This window comes from Phyllobacterium sp. 0TCS1.6A, assembly GCF_026420825.1.
GTDB lineage: Bacteria > Pseudomonadota > Alphaproteobacteria > Rhizobiales > Rhizobiaceae > Phyllobacterium.
This window is the reverse complement of the sequence record NZ_JAPMAB010000014.1, coordinates 67,513-81,334: the sequence shown is the minus strand read 5'-3', so window position 1 is coordinate 81,334 and position 13,822 is coordinate 67,513. Positions and strand designations below refer to the sequence as shown.

The 13,822-nt window shown below is 60.5% G+C and carries 10 protein-coding genes; all 10 read right to left on the bottom strand.

What is annotated here, in order from left to right:
- Positions 1-3 precede the first annotated feature (3 nt).
- The 10 genes from OSJ75_RS22390 to OSJ75_RS22345 all read right to left on the bottom strand — a co-directional run bounded on the left by OSJ75_RS22390 (position 4) and on the right by OSJ75_RS22345 (position 13,585).
- Positions 4-1,530, bottom strand: coding sequence for a DUF6212 domain-containing protein (locus OSJ75_RS22390; protein ID WP_250017563.1), 1,527 nt, complete (start codon positions 1,528-1,530; stop codon positions 4-6).
- A gap of 284 nt (positions 1,531-1,814) precedes the next feature.
- Positions 1,815-2,828, bottom strand: a complete 1,014-nt coding sequence (gene galE, locus OSJ75_RS22385; RefSeq protein ID WP_267229599.1) for a UDP-glucose 4-epimerase GalE — start codon at positions 2,826-2,828, stop codon at positions 1,815-1,817.
- A gap of 72 nt (positions 2,829-2,900) precedes the next feature.
- Positions 2,901-4,085, bottom strand: a complete 1,185-nt coding sequence (locus OSJ75_RS22380; RefSeq protein WP_250017567.1) for a polysaccharide pyruvyl transferase family protein — start codon at positions 4,083-4,085, stop codon at positions 2,901-2,903.
- Between the two features lie 23 nt (positions 4,086-4,108).
- Positions 4,109-5,431, bottom strand: a complete 1,323-nt coding sequence (locus OSJ75_RS22375) for a glycosyltransferase family 4 protein (RefSeq protein WP_250017569.1) — start codon at positions 5,429-5,431, stop codon at positions 4,109-4,111.
- A complete protein-coding gene (locus OSJ75_RS22370) occupies positions 5,431-7,674 on the bottom strand; it encodes a glycosyltransferase family 2 protein (protein ID WP_250017571.1) in 2,244 nt (747 codons plus the stop codon). Before OSJ75_RS22370 ends, OSJ75_RS22375 begins: the two co-directional genes overlap by 1 nt.
- 22 nt (positions 7,675-7,696) lie before the next feature.
- Positions 7,697-8,476 (bottom strand): hypothetical protein, encoded by a 780-nt coding sequence (locus OSJ75_RS22365; RefSeq protein ID WP_416362603.1) that lies wholly within the window; start codon positions 8,474-8,476, stop codon positions 7,697-7,699.
- A gap of 11 nt (positions 8,477-8,487) precedes the next feature.
- Positions 8,488-9,750: a glycosyltransferase family 4 protein gene (locus OSJ75_RS22360; RefSeq protein ID WP_267229598.1), complete on the bottom strand. Its 1,263-nt coding sequence runs from the start codon at positions 9,748-9,750 to the stop codon at positions 8,488-8,490.
- Positions 9,747-10,592, bottom strand: a complete 846-nt coding sequence (locus OSJ75_RS22355) for a class I SAM-dependent methyltransferase (RefSeq protein WP_267229597.1) — start codon at positions 10,590-10,592, stop codon at positions 9,747-9,749. The genes OSJ75_RS22360 and OSJ75_RS22355 overlap by 4 nt, the downstream gene beginning before the upstream one ends.
- Positions 10,589-12,847, bottom strand: a complete 2,259-nt coding sequence (locus OSJ75_RS22350; RefSeq protein ID WP_267229596.1) for a glycosyltransferase family 2 protein — start codon at positions 12,845-12,847, stop codon at positions 10,589-10,591. The genes OSJ75_RS22355 and OSJ75_RS22350 overlap by 4 nt, the downstream gene beginning before the upstream one ends.
- A 78-nt stretch (positions 12,848-12,925) precedes the next feature.
- Positions 12,926-13,585, bottom strand: coding sequence for a calcium-binding protein (locus OSJ75_RS22345; protein WP_250017580.1), 660 nt, complete (start codon positions 13,583-13,585; stop codon positions 12,926-12,928).
- Positions 13,586-13,822 lie beyond the last annotated feature (237 nt).

Sequence of the window (13,822 nt, the reverse complement as noted above, 5' to 3'; positions counted from 1 at the left end):
AAGTTATCCATTAACCATGAGGCTGATGTTGCGGAATTTCGCCCATGCGAAATTGTTGTCGCCGGGGTTCTTCATCCGCGTTGCGAAATAGATGTTCTGCCAGACGCCGATCTGCTCGTTGATGAAGGTGCTGACGCGCCCGGGCTCCTTCGGGCTGACATTGATCCAACCGGAGAATCCTTCGCCGATCGCGGCTTCGCGATCTTCCGCGAAGAGTTCACGGGCGCTTTCGAGACTGGCGGCGATGACCATCGCGAATTCGACATCCTGCGATTCTTCGTTGTCGACGACCGCATCGGATGAAATGCGCAGGATCTTGGGCGGGCAGGCGCCCGGAATCTGGCCGATCGTCACGCCGATTGACGGCGGATGGCAGCCCACGGCCTTCTCGTCGGGCAGCGGCAATATGGCCGCGAATTCGAACGAGATTTCATCCGTATTGGCGAGTGTCGCGAGGTCGAGAATGCTTGGCTGGACCGGAAATTCACGGAAACCACCCTCGCGCACCTTGTCCGACTGCGCCGGAAGATAGTTCGCCCAGTTCGGCAGGACGACGCCGGGCATGCCGCACCAGACCTGCAGCGCAATGCTGTTCTTCAGGATCGGCACGTCATTGCCGGCATCCCTTACCTGGAACATTTCAAGCGGCTGCAAACCGCCCAGCGACAGGATAGGCAGTTCGTCATCCGCACCCTCGATCTGGATGCGCAGGCTGAGCGTGCGCCGCAGGCCGGCAAGCGTGCGCGTCAGGCCGAGATAGTTCCAGCCCTGCTTCAGCTTGGAGACGGGGATGGACCAGCTCTCCACCATGCTCATGTCTTCAAGCGTCACAAGCTCGGCGATCAGGGTCGCCTCGTCACGGCTTGGAACCCGGTCGAAATGGATGGCGATGGCGCTGACGCCCGAACTGGCGACCGGCAGGATCTGAGAAACGCCCTCGTAGGAGGCGTCGGCCAGGACGTTGGTGCGCGAGGAACTGCGCACCGGATCGTTGGAAAAGGCCAGCTCGAAGGGCTGCATGCCCTTGCGATCGACGAAGCTTTCGACCGCCGCAAAGCGGTTCTGCAGATTGTCGTTGAGCGTCCTCAGGGAGAGGAGCTCGCGATTGGACTTGGCGATGCGCCGGGCATCGGCGACGAGCATCGAGGCAAGCTTGCGGATGAGCAGTCCGGCAGTTTCGATTTCGCTGCCCTGGCGCCATTCGAGGATGAGCGGCTCATCGACGATCCCACGGCTTTGCAGCCAGTCGAGCAGGCGCTGTTCGCGTCCGCGATGGCTTGGATTGATCAAGACCGCGAGGATACAGAGCGGCGCTTCGAAAGCCTCCGTCTTGCTGCCCCGGCCGTCCGAGAGGACAGCACATTCATCCTTGACGCCCTCAAAACCAAAAACCGTGACGGCATTGGAGAGGCCCGACGGCAGATCGTCGTGCTCGATGCCGATCCGCAAGAGGATCGGCTCCTTGAGCAGGTCAATATTCTTGGAAGATTTCGTAGCTGGCGCGAGCTTGTACGAAGTCTGTAGCGTCATATCCTGGACCCTTGATCGAATGCTAAGGTATTAATGGGGTTCTATGCATCTAAAATGGCAACTTCATGAAATTTGTCACATATTTCTATTGCAGCGCAACAATAAAATTATTTCCTCGCTTTCTCATTAGACTAATAGGAATGTAGATACATTATGGGTTCAACTTGGGAATATTATACGCGTAAAATACTTTTATATTTGAAGTATTTTACGCACGCCAGAAACTGGCCGATGATCGATCACCGGCCAAATCCGGGCTTCCCCTATCCAGCTGAAACTCCTGGTTAAACCGCCTCAAGCTGCGCTTCTTTCTCGCGCACGGTCTGCAACTGGCGCTCCCATGCGAGCGCATCGCCGACGATCAGATCGAGGTCGGCGCGCCGCGGCACGAAGCCGAATTCATTGCGGACACGTTCGTTTCCGGCAACGAGAACAGCAGGATCGCCGGCGCGCCGCGGTGCGAGCTTCACGGTGAAATCCGTCCCCGATACCCGTTTCACGGCATCGATGATCTCAAGAACGGAATATCCGTAGCCATAGCCGCAATTGGCGGCCGTGCTCGTGCCGCCGGCTTCGAGATAACGCAGCGCGCACAGATGCGCCTCGGCCAGGTCGCTCACATGAATATAGTCGCGGATGCAGGTGCCGTCGGCCGTCGGATAATCGGTGCCGTAGACTTCCATATGCGGTCTTTCACCCGTTGCCGCCTGGCTGGCGATCTTGATGAGGTGCGTCGCGCGCGGGAAAGACTGGCCGGATCGCAGCTGCGGATCGGCGCCCGCGACGTTGAAATACCGCAGTGCAACATAATTGAACTCCGGATGGGCGACGGCGGCATCCCGCAGCATCCATTCCGTCATCAGTTTCGATGTGCCATAGGGGGAAATCGGCTGATGCGGCATGTCCTCGGTGATGGGCGTGCGTTCCGGTTCGCCATAGACCGCGGCAGTGGACGAGAAGATGAAATTGCGAATGCCATTGGCGATCGCGGTTTCGATCAGGCCACGCGACTGGACGGTGTTGTTGCGGTAGTAGAACAGCGGATCGCGGACCGAATCCGGAACGACGATCGAACCGGCGAAGTGGAGAATGGCCGTGATGCCATGCTCGCGGATGATCCCGGCGACCAGCGCCTCGTCGCCGACATCGCCCTTGATGAACGGCACGCCTTCCGGCACCAGCCATTCGAAGCCACAGCTCAGATCATCGAGCACCACGACGGGGCGGCCGGCGTCCTTCAACGCCAGCACCATGTGACTGCCTATGTACCCTGCACCACCTGTAACGAGAACGGTCATTGATCACTCCTGGGATAGCGATTGTTGTCAGATATGATTGTTTGCCAATTGCGGAATTCGATTTAGACAGGCTCAGGCAACCTGCCGAACGGCGGCGCCGTTGCTGCCGGTCTCCTTCATCTTGTGATCGACATTGTTTTCCGTGAGGAACGCGTACATTTCGCCATAGGTCTTGTGCCAGGCGCGATTGTAGCGGTCGAAAAGCGACTGGTCCCAATAGTCTTCCAGCCGGAAGGTACCGCCGCTGAAGACGTCGAAACGCGGTATCTGATAGGTCTCGGCAAATTCCGTCGTCCGGCTGTCATAGGTGAAGTAGATCGACGGAACGCCGTTCGCCAACGCCATCAGATTGCCATGGAGACGGTAGCCGAGGACAAGATCCTGCTTGCGGGCAAGCTCTTCATAATCGGCCACCACATCGGAATAGAACAGGCGGGACCGGTAGAGCGCTTCGATCTCGTCGTCGAAATACCAGTCGGCGGCCCATTGATTGGCTTTCAGCGCCGCAATGGCCTCCTCCTTCTGCTCCGGAGTGCCGAAGACGATCTTCTTTTCCTCGACTTCGCCCTGAGCCATCAGGGTTGCGTCGAAATATTGCGCCATCCGTTTCACCAGATCGCGGTGGAACGTCAGATAGCGCTGGATATTGCGCGCATAGGTGGGGGAAACCTCGCGGCGGATGGTTACGCCGACGTTTCGAACCTGGTCGAAGGAGGGCAGGTTCACCTTGAGGTCGGGATCGTTGCGCCGGAATGCCGTCGGGCAGCCGACGATGCGGACATTGTCGATGCCGATATCCTTGAGAACCTGCGCCGAATAGGCGCCCCTGACGCCGATCGAGGCGGTCGAATCGGCTATGATCCGCAGAAGCGTCTTCAGGTCTTCGGGCAACTGGAGTTCGCCTTCCACCGGGGCCTGCGCGCCGATGCCCCAGGCTATGACCGGCAGTTTCAGGCGCTTCAGCACGTCGATGGCGTGCGGCCAGCCCATGTGCTGATGGATATAGTTCGACCCGCGCAGGACGACATAGTCGAATTCGTCGCGCAGGCGGTCGATCCGGTCGAAATCGGGCTCGCCGAGCGGCAGTTCGCCCAGGTGTTCGAAGTTCATGAGCTTCAGGGAGGAATCGAAGACGAAAGCGTCGCCGATATTATGGTAATGATCGATATGACGCTGGATATCGCTGTACTGATACCATCGGACGCTGTCATGGTCGTAGATCTCTCCGGATGGGCTCATTACGAGGACGCGCGCCATTGATTATCCCTTCTGACGGTTGTTCAGCTTGCTTGCGACAGCTGGGCGTCTGCACCGGCGCCGGAGGCAACCTGCCGCTTGCTGTCGAGAACGCCGGCATAGAGCGCCATGTGATCGCCGGCACAGTCGAGATGATTTCCCGGCTGCCGGATGCTTTGATGCAGTTCGTCCCATAGGGACGGGTCGCGAAGCACCTCGGTGAACCGATCGGCGAGGTCTTCCGCGCTGCCCGCCCGGAAATGCAGCCCATCCTGGCCATCCCTGACCTTCTCGGCCATTCCGCCGATATTGGAGCATATGATCGGACGGCGATGATGCAGCCCTTCCTGGATGACGATCGGGGAATTCTCCCACCAGATGGACGGCATCACGACCCAATCCACCGATTGCATCAGACGCGGTATTTCGCCATTCTGGTAGGCGCCGTGGAAGCGGACGCGCGAACCGGCCTCGGCGATCAGTTTTTCTATCCGCTCGCGAAATTCGGCGGGCTGCTTCTCGAGATTGCCGCCGAAGATCATCAGCCTTGTATCCTCGCCCCAGACGTCTTCGGGAACCCGCGAGACGGCATCGATAAGCACATCGACGCCCTTGAACGGGGTGACCTGGCCGAAAAAGGCGAACCGGTTGCGGCGCGGGGTGGGGCCGGTCAGCTCGCGCGGCGGGGCGACGGGCTGTATCGCCAGGCCGTTCTCGATGACATGCAGCCTGTCGGCGCCGATACCCCACTCCATGTAGCGGCGGGCGAGAAATTCGCTCGGCGCCACGAAAGCATCGGCGAGCTCGAGCATGTTGCGTATGAACCGCTCCCGTTTCAGGAAGCGCGCGGGCGGTATTTCCGGGTAACAGGCATGGCAATCTATGGGAGATGCTTCATTGCACAGCTTGCCGGTGCCTCGCTTCACCATCTGGCCGTCATTGTTGCAGATCGCCAGATATTCATGGAAGGTCAGCACGATGGCGCTGTCGGGCAGCGCCTCCCTTATCGCGTAGAGCGTTTCCACGCCAAGGCCGAGCAGATGGTGGAAGTGAACCACCTGCGGGTTGAAATCCCGGACGAAGCGCAGCAGGTCCCGGCGGATCTCGTCCGTATTGGTGTTGGACATGTAGAAATGGTCATACTGATCCGCGTGGAAGAGAATCTCGTCGCTGCTGCGGCGCAGGCTCATCAATGCCGTCGTGCCATGCCTCGGCACCGGATGGGCGGCGCGGGCGAGATAGACGGATTGCACGTCCGGCAGCGTGTTCAGCCCCTTGTGCAGATTATAGGAGGCAATTTCGCCGCCGCCGAGGGACACGCTCGGATGGGCATGGGAAACCACGAGGACCCGCAATGTTTCGCTCATCATGCCGCTCCTTTTGGCGCCGATTTCGAACGGGCCGGTCCGGAACCCCAGCGCGCATCGAAAATCTGGCGGTCGATGCCTTCGATCAGGGCTATCGTCGTCGGCTTGTCCGTGGCCGATATATCGTCCGAGCCGAGCATCTGCGCCGATGGCAGCCAGTAGGACTTCAGACCCGCCTTCTTGAGTTTCATGCCGAGATCGAGGCCCTTCTCGTGCGTTCCGAGATAGCCGCGCGTGAAACCATTGACCGAAAACAGGGCCTCCCGCGGCATCACGCAGCACTCGAATGTCGCGGCCGCAACCTCCATCGTTCCCATGCGGGCGACGGCATCGATGGGATATCCGGCATAGCGGCTGACGAGCGCGCGGTCGGATTGCTCGCTTGCAAGCCATGTCCCCGCCCAGCGGATGGAATCGTCTTCATAGGCAAGGGTCGGCGAAAGGACGCAATTGCCGCGTTGCTCATAGGCTGCCAGCAGCTTGCTCAGCCAGCCCGGGCCGCGCGGCAGAAGCGATGCGGCCAGAAAGACCACGGTCTCGGTCGATACGGCGCGGCTCCCGACTTCCAGCGCATCGTAGAGATCTTCGGAGCCACTGGCCGAAACCAGACGCACCCGAAGCTTGTAGAACTCAGCCAGCCGGCGCACCTGCACGCCTATGCGGTCGGCGATATCCGTCGCCGCAGCAATGACGATCGGCGCCTGGCGCGTCTCCGGATCGAGCGCCAGGAGGGCGAGCAGCGGGCCGATTTCCTCGACGCGCTCATCGACGCCGATAATGATGGCCGGACCCTCGGCATCTTCGAAGCTGCCGAAATCCACGACGCCGAATATGTCCGGCGCCGGCCGCTTGACGCCGCTCAGGAGCGGCACGAGCTGTTGCTCGACGATGTGCCGCAGGGCCCAGGCCTCCGGATCGATTGCCCTGATCTGCCTGACCACAGCCTCGCGCGAAGTCACGCGCGTCGGGGTGAGAGGCAGGAATGCGCGCCGCTCGCCGCTGAAGCCGAATTCGAGATAGAAGGGCGCCGTGCTGTCGCCATCGAGTTCCGGTGCGAAGACGACATAGCCATGGGCGTGCTTGTTGGGGTCGAGGCCGGCGTGGAAAGGCGCGCGATTGTCGTATTCGGCCGTCACATCGGGCCGGTCGACGCGCGTCCAGCCCCGGTCGATCTGGCATTCGCCGCGGTGACGGCGCAGCTTCACGCTTTGCACATGATTGTCGGGATCGAGCAGCCAGCCGCAGATGAGCAGGCCGCTGCCATCGATGCGATAGACGCTGTCGATGCCGGCGCGGACCGGAATTGGCAGCGCCGATACGGTTTCCGTACCGTCGAAGCGGTTGGCGGCGGAGCGCATCCGCAGCAATATGTCGGCCGAACCGCGAACACGCGGCAATATCGCCCGCACATGGGTCGGCGTTTCCCGCGCTCCGACGACAAGCCGGCGGTCGTAGACCTCGGTGAACCGCCAGCCGCGGCGGCCGCGGAACAGAAGGCGGTCGATATCCGCAGGCTCGATCGGTTCCGGAGAAAGCAGCAGGCCGGCGAAACCGGAGGAATTCTCATCAAGGTCGGGCCGCGCGAAAACGGAAATGGCGCTTTCCGCGAGCGAGGAGACCCGGCCGCTGATGACGACCCGCGTGACAGACGCGGTCAGGTCCTGGGCCCAGCCCTGCACGAAGATCTCGCCTTCGTCGCTTCCGCCGATCAGTTCCACGCAGCCGTCGGAACGGGCGCCGGCCTGCAACAAGGTCGTGATCGCGGCGAGCTTGCGCCGGCCGATCGGCCCCGAGATCAGCGCTTCGACCAGCCCGTCGATGACGGCCGGCAGATTGGGACCGGCAAGATCGGTGACCATGGAAATGAGATCGCCGGTGGATGCGGCGCGGCTGACGAAGGTATAGCGCGTCACCTTCGTCTTGTGCTGGAACATGATCGTCTTGAACGGTGCGCGCCGCAGCATTCCGGTGGGCACCACCGCCACGAAACCATGGGTGCCGCGCGGTGACGCATCCTTCAGCGGCCAGCAGACAAGCGTGACCTTGAGGTTGAGCGCGGGATCGCCATTGAGGAATATCGAGACCTGATCGGCGTTCAGGCTGCCGATCCCCATGACGAGCACGAGCGTATCGTCGACCGGGCTGCCGACGACCATTTCGCCGTCCATCAGCAGCGAGTGACGCTCCGGCTGGCGGCTGCTCGTCCTCGCTATCGGCAATACGTTCCTGTCGTCACCATGCATCGGCTCGTTCCGCTGCCAGTTCTTAAAGGATCGACACGGCGGCTATGGCGCCCGCGGCGAAACCGACCAGGACGAACAGAAGCAGGATCAGCGGCTTGACGTCACCGCCCGAGCGCTTCTGCAGCGACTCGATCCGCTTTTCCATGCCGCCGACGACACTGTCCATCCGCATCAGATGCACGTCGAGTTCCGTCAGGCGCTGGCTGACCTCGCCGCGCATGGCTTCGACCGCGCTGCGGACGTCGCCGCCCTCGCTTGCGGCCTCGCCGCTGGCGCCATCAAGCACAGGGGTGGGGCGCTGCAAGGCGCGCTGGCTCACCTGCAATTGTCGCTGGGCGGCCATGAGCATGTCGAGCTTGTCGAGAATGCGGGTCATCGGCGCCGCGATGAGCGCTTCCGCCGCTTGTTCCGCCGGCTTCGGGACACGGAGCGATTGCTCGACGCCCGCCTCGTTGATGGCGATGACGACGAGTTCCGCAGCGCGGATGGCGGCGAATTGCGGCAGCATGACCTCGAAGGCGTGCGAGCCATCGCCGATGCCGCTGCGCTTCAGGTCCGGCCGGTCCCGGTCGGCGACCGCCTCGGCGATCGGCTTTCCGTCGAGAAGGACGCGAATGGTGATGCGCTTTGTCGGTGTCGCCGGATCGAAGGCCCAGCCGAACAGGCGGCCGTCATCGATCGCATCGACCCTTCCCTTCATCGGCTCCGCCGCCTTGGGCGGTGCTGGAGTATTGTTCTGCACGGGCGGCGCTGTCCTTGGTTGAGGCGCGGCCTGCGGCGGTACTTGTGTCACAACAGTCATGACTGTTCCTTTCAGGCGGCTTCGACACGATCGGGGCGCAATGTCTCGATGAGAGCCATGTATTTTGCCGCGGTCGTTTCAATTGTGTCCGGAGCGCGGGCCGATCCAGCCAGGCGTTGCCGGAATTCCGGATCGGAGGCGATCCGGCGCATTGCCGAGGCCAGGGCGACAGGATCATTGGGCGGAACCGTAAGCCCGTTCACTCCATGCTCGATCATCTCCGCCATGCCGCCAATATTGCTGGTTATGACGGGACAATTCTGCCCCTGCGCTTCCTGGATGACGAGGGGCGCGTTTTCCCACCAGATGGAGGGCATCACTGCACAATCCACGGAAGCGACGAGCCCCGCTATATCGTCGCGGCGATAGCTGCCGCGGCGCTGCACGGTGGGCGAGGTTTCCGCGAAAAGGCGATCGATCTCCGCCACGAATTCCTCGCTCTGGAAGGGAGCGGCACCGTGGATTCGCAATTCGAAATCCAGGCCTTCTGCGATCAGCAATTTCGCTGCTTCGAGCAGGACCGTCGTGCCTTTCCATGGATTGAGATTGCCGAAATAGCCGAATACCGGCTTCCCGGCGCCGAATTCTTCATTTCGCACGGCGGCGGGTCGCTGTGGCTGGCCATTGGGAATGACGCTGACCAGATGTTCCGGCAGGCCCCAATCGACATAGCGCTGCTTCAGGAATTCGCTCGGCGAGACGAAACCGTCGACGGTGCTCATCAGCGATTTGAGATGACGCTCGCGCAGGACGAACTTGTCCAGCGGGATATCCTTGAAGCAGGCATGGCACCTGTCCGGCGTCGCGCCATGGCACAACTCTCGGTTGGAGGTACGAACCATCAGCCCGTCATGATGGCAGATCGGATAATAATCATGCAGCGTCATGACGATGCGGCAGTCGGGCAGAACGCGGCGCACTATATGCGGAAACTCCGCTCCGAGAAGCAGGAGGTGATGGAGATGGACGATGTCGGGACGGAAATCGTTGAGCAGTTCCACGATGTCCGGAACGATGCCGTAGAGATCGACCTGGCTCATGAAGAAACGGTCGAAATGCCCTGACCACAGCAGTATTTCATCGCCCTTGGTGCCGATGCTCTGGAAACTCGTGCCCGGGCGCTCCTCGCGGTGGATCTTGTTGGTCGCGCCGAGAAACAGCGCCTCATGACCATCGCGCTGATAGGCGCGGAACAGGTCATGGGCGAATATCTCCGTCCCGCCCGGGTGAAGGGAGGGATGATTATGCGCAGCGACCAGGACGCGGGATTTCATCGCGCTGCCCCATCATATTCGGCGATGAAGAGGTCCTGGTAGTGGTCGGACGGGGTGCCGCGCCAATGGCCGAAGGACTTCGTCGTCGTCACCAGCCCGGCGCCTGTCAGCGCCCGGTCGATGAAGCCATCATCGAAGCCGACGGCTGCCAGCGGCGGCAATTCCGGCACGAACCAGCAGGGGCCATCGTCGTAACGTTCGAAGGCAAGGCGCGGATCGCGCTTCTGGGAGGCGTTTTCCCGCGCCACCTTGTCAACGATAAAGGCGGTCATGAACAGGCGACCGCCAGGAGCAAGCAGCCTTTCGATCTCGCGCAGATAGGCGATCACTTCCTCGTCGGGCAGATGCGTGACCACCGAAGTCATGATGATGAAATCGAACTGTCGCGGCTCGAACGGCAGGGAGAGCTCGAGTCCGTTGACCTTGCCCTTCGGATTATAGAGGTTGTGGGCAATGTCGACATGGGTGAAGTCGAAATTGCTGTACCTGGCGCTGATATTCTTCTTGCACCATTCGATGCCGCCGGTGACGGGATCGACGCCGCAATAGCTGCCATTGTTGAAATCGAGATACTGGGTCAGGGGCACGGCCATGCGGCCGATGCCGCAGCCGATGTCGAGGACGCGGTTCGTCTTCCGCAGGCCGCCCTTGCGGATGAAATGGCCGAGGAATTCCACGCCGACCGCCTGGAAGCTGCCATCGCCCACGAATATGTTCTCCGGCTCCGGAGCCGGGAGAAAACGGTTCTTGAGGACGGATTCCATCAGCCATTCGACGTGATCATTGTCGAAGAGGTTCACTTGTTCGCTGGGTGCTTTCTTGAGTGCGATGACCTCGGTCAAGCGGCGCTCCTTTCGGATTTCTTGCTAACGAATGGCGCGACCGTGTCTTCCACGGCCTCATCGCGGTAACTCGCCATCAGATCGATGATATCGTCGTTCCAGCGCTGGGTATGGAGCCAGGAATTGTACTGGCTGGCCAGACCACGCATGTAATCCGAACTGCGGCGTATCGAGCGGCGTTCGAAATGATACAATTCCACGCCGGGCTCATAGGCAATCTGAAAGCCGATCTGGCGGATTTTAAGGCAGAGATCGCTGTCTTCGTAGTCGCCGATCACGTAATCATCGGTAAAACCGCCGACGAGGTCGTAGATGTCCTTGCGCGTAACGAGGCATGCGCCCGTCACGGCCGGGACATTGCGAGCGATCTGCGCCGGGGCGTAATTGCCCGGCATGCCCTTGTAGAAATGATGGTTCAGCCAGACGCCGCGGCGATCCCTGGCGAAATAGAGCCCGGCATGCTGGAGCGAGCCGTCCTCGAAAAGCAGCTTCGGGCCGACGGCGCCGAGCTTCTTCTGCTTGAACAGCGGATTGATCAATTCATCCAGCCATCCCGCCTTGCAGGGCACCACGTCCGAATTGAGCATTACCAGTATTGTGCCGGTCGCCTGGCTGGCGCCGGCATTGCATGCCCTTGCATAGCCGCCATTGCGGTTCATGACGACGAGCTTCATCGGCAGATCATGCAGTATATGAAGCCCGCCCAGCATATGTTCCGTATCGTCCTGGATTTCGGGTGAATCGAGCACGAAGATGATCTCGGCATTGGCGACGAGCCATGGGTCCGTGGCCATCGCCGATAGCTGGAAGCGCAGGAAGTCGAGGTTCCGGTAAAGCGGGATGACGATCGACACCAGCGCATTGGGCAAGGGCTCGCCGAATTCCTTGACCTCCGCGATCCTGGTCGCCTTGCCGAGCTTCGCTTCGACCTCACGCAGGGCAGGGGCGAGAATGTTGCGGAAGACCTCGTCCTTCGCGTGCTGCGGCGGGACCGAACGCAGAATGCGCATGCGCTGGGCCGATGGCTCGAAGGGTTGGAACTGGGGCGTCAGCGGTGCAGTCGCGCCCGAAAGAAGCCGCATCTGGAACCGCGGCTGAAGCAGCGGTCCGAGATTCTTGATCTGGGGGAGCCAGGCGGCAAAGCCCGTCACGTCCGCGCCGGGACCTTCCGCCTTCTTGTCGGTCTTGCCGGGGAATTGGTAGAAATGCGGCTCCAGCGGGATGGCTGCGCCTGCCTCGGTCAGATATTCGATACCCGCGAACATGCCGACCGGATCATTGGTCCAGCCGCCGACGAGCAATCCGCCGTCCAGCGCCAGCGCCAGGTCGATCTCCGCCGCCGGCTGGGTAGCGCTCCTGGCAATCTGCCGCACCGGCATTGGCGTGCGCATTTGCAGGTCGATGGCCGTCGCAGCGCCGACTGGCTGGATCTTCGCCAGGTGATGCACCAGAAAATCGCGCAGTCGTGGCTCGTTCTGGCGCTTCGTCCACCATTTCTGGAAGCTGGAGGGGGCCGGATCTTCAGCGAGCCTGCGGACGGCTATGCCGTTCTTGCCCGATATCGCGAAACGGTAGGATGCCGGCAGGGTCTTGGCGGATTCGATGAGAAAGTGCAGCGATCGCGCGCCTTTCTTCTCCTCCGGCCCGATGACCATCTTCATCGGCAGCGATATGACCGATTGACTGCCTATTCCGTAGATCGCGTTCACCTTGCCGAACTCGGCATCGATACTCGTTTCGAGCAGGTGATTATTGTCCAGCGGCTGGCCGCAATTGCGCATCTCGCGAGGCTCGGGGGCGAGCGACGCCATGATTTCCCGGACGATGCCCGCAAAGACGGGATCCTGCGACAGCCTGAAGGCGCTGCACCAGGTGCTGAGAACATTGTTGAGAAGCTTGATGTGTCCGGCCGGGCCGATATTGTTCAAGGCATGGTCGATATCGAGCGGGCCGAGCTCTTCGGCCGGATAGAGCGTCACCTGCTCGCTCGGGCCGGATGCAGCGGCCGAAAGGCGGAGCGTTACCGGCTCGTCCTTCGTGCGCATCGCCCAATATATGCGTTGCCCGCCGGTTTCCAGAGGTACGGAAAGGCTGACGAGGGGCACAAGCGGTGCGGAGGATTCGAGCGAGGATTTTGCCAGAACCTTGCTCTTGCTCGGAATGTCCCAGATCAAAATTGCAACATCGGCGCACAGTCTGGAGATCAGGACGCCTTCAATATGCTCTGCAATATCCGTTGAATGGTTCAGGTCCAACAAATTGTCCCTTCGCTCCAACCAAAATATGAAAGAAAAGGGCGTGCTGGCCCCAAAGCCAGCACGCCCCGTCCATTATCAATGAACGACGAAGTAGTCGCTTGGGTTAGCAAGCACGTCGTCGGCATTCACGTTCACGAGAGTGACGGAATCGCCATTGCCGAGATCGACAACAACGTCGCCACCAACCTGCGTGACATGCGAGGCGACGTCGTCGGCCGACTGGATGTCGGAACCGTTGATGCCGCTCGAGATCTGGAGGTGATCCTGGCCGGGAGTGAAGTCCAGAACCACGTCATTGCCGCCACCGCCGCTGAAGACGAAGACGTCGTTGCCTGCACCGCCGATGAGCGTGTCATCGCCGGCACCACCGGAAAGGATGTCGTTTCCAGCGCCGCCGGAAAGGATGTCGTTGCCCTGGTCGCCGTACAGGATGTCATTGCCTGCGCCGCCGAGAAGAACATCGTCACCACGACCGCCGAAGAGGACATCGCTGCCTTCGTTGCCGGTCAGTACGTCGTCTCCATTGTCTCCGAAGAGGATGTCATTGCCGGTGCCACCGAAAATGGAATCATTTCCGTTGCCGCCAAACAGCAGGTCGTCCCCTTCATCGCCGAATACCGTGTCACTTCCGTTCCCGCCGAAAACGACATCATCACCACCACTGGCATGGATGAAATCGTCAAAACGGGAGCCAAACAAAACGTCGTCGTAGGCGCCGCCTTCTAGAGTGGCCATCTGCTTCTCCTTTGTTGTCCTGCATTGATATTACACATAGCCGGAAATGTTCCGGCGACGATGCTCTGACGATTGTGCGCTGCACCAAATCGAAATGCAACCTAGATTAGGAATATAAATATGGCAATCCATAGTAACAATTTATTACATTAATGTATTGCGACAAGTTTATGAAATACATATAATTGTTGATTAAATCGAATATAGATAAGTTATACATCATTATTGGCCACAATT

Bases quoted from the DNA above. Each gene is read 5' to 3' on its own strand.
- OSJ75_RS22345 (WP_250017580.1), bottom strand. From the start codon at position 13,585: ATGGCCACTCTAGAAGGCGGCGCCTACGACGACGTTTTGTTTGGCTCC.
- OSJ75_RS22390 (WP_250017563.1), bottom strand. From the start codon at position 1,530: ATGACGCTACAGACTTCGTACAAGCTCGCGCCAGCTACGAAATCTTCC.
- galE (WP_267229599.1), bottom strand. From the start codon at position 2,828: ATGACCGTTCTCGTTACAGGTGGTGCAGGGTACATAGGCAGTCACATG.
- OSJ75_RS22360 (WP_267229598.1), bottom strand. From the start codon at position 9,750: ATGAAATCCCGCGTCCTGGTCGCTGCGCATAATCATCCCTCCCTTCAC.
- OSJ75_RS22380 (WP_250017567.1), bottom strand. From the start codon at position 4,085: ATGGCGCGCGTCCTCGTAATGAGCCCATCCGGAGAGATCTACGACCAT.
- OSJ75_RS22375 (WP_250017569.1), bottom strand. From the start codon at position 5,431: ATGAGCGAAACATTGCGGGTCCTCGTGGTTTCCCATGCCCATCCGAGC.
- OSJ75_RS22370 (WP_250017571.1), bottom strand. From the start codon at position 7,674: ATGCATGGTGACGACAGGAACGTATTGCCGATAGCGAGGACGAGCAGC.
- OSJ75_RS22365 (WP_416362603.1), bottom strand. From the start codon at position 8,476: ATGACTGTTGTGACACAAGTACCGCCGCAGGCCGCGCCTCAACCAAGG.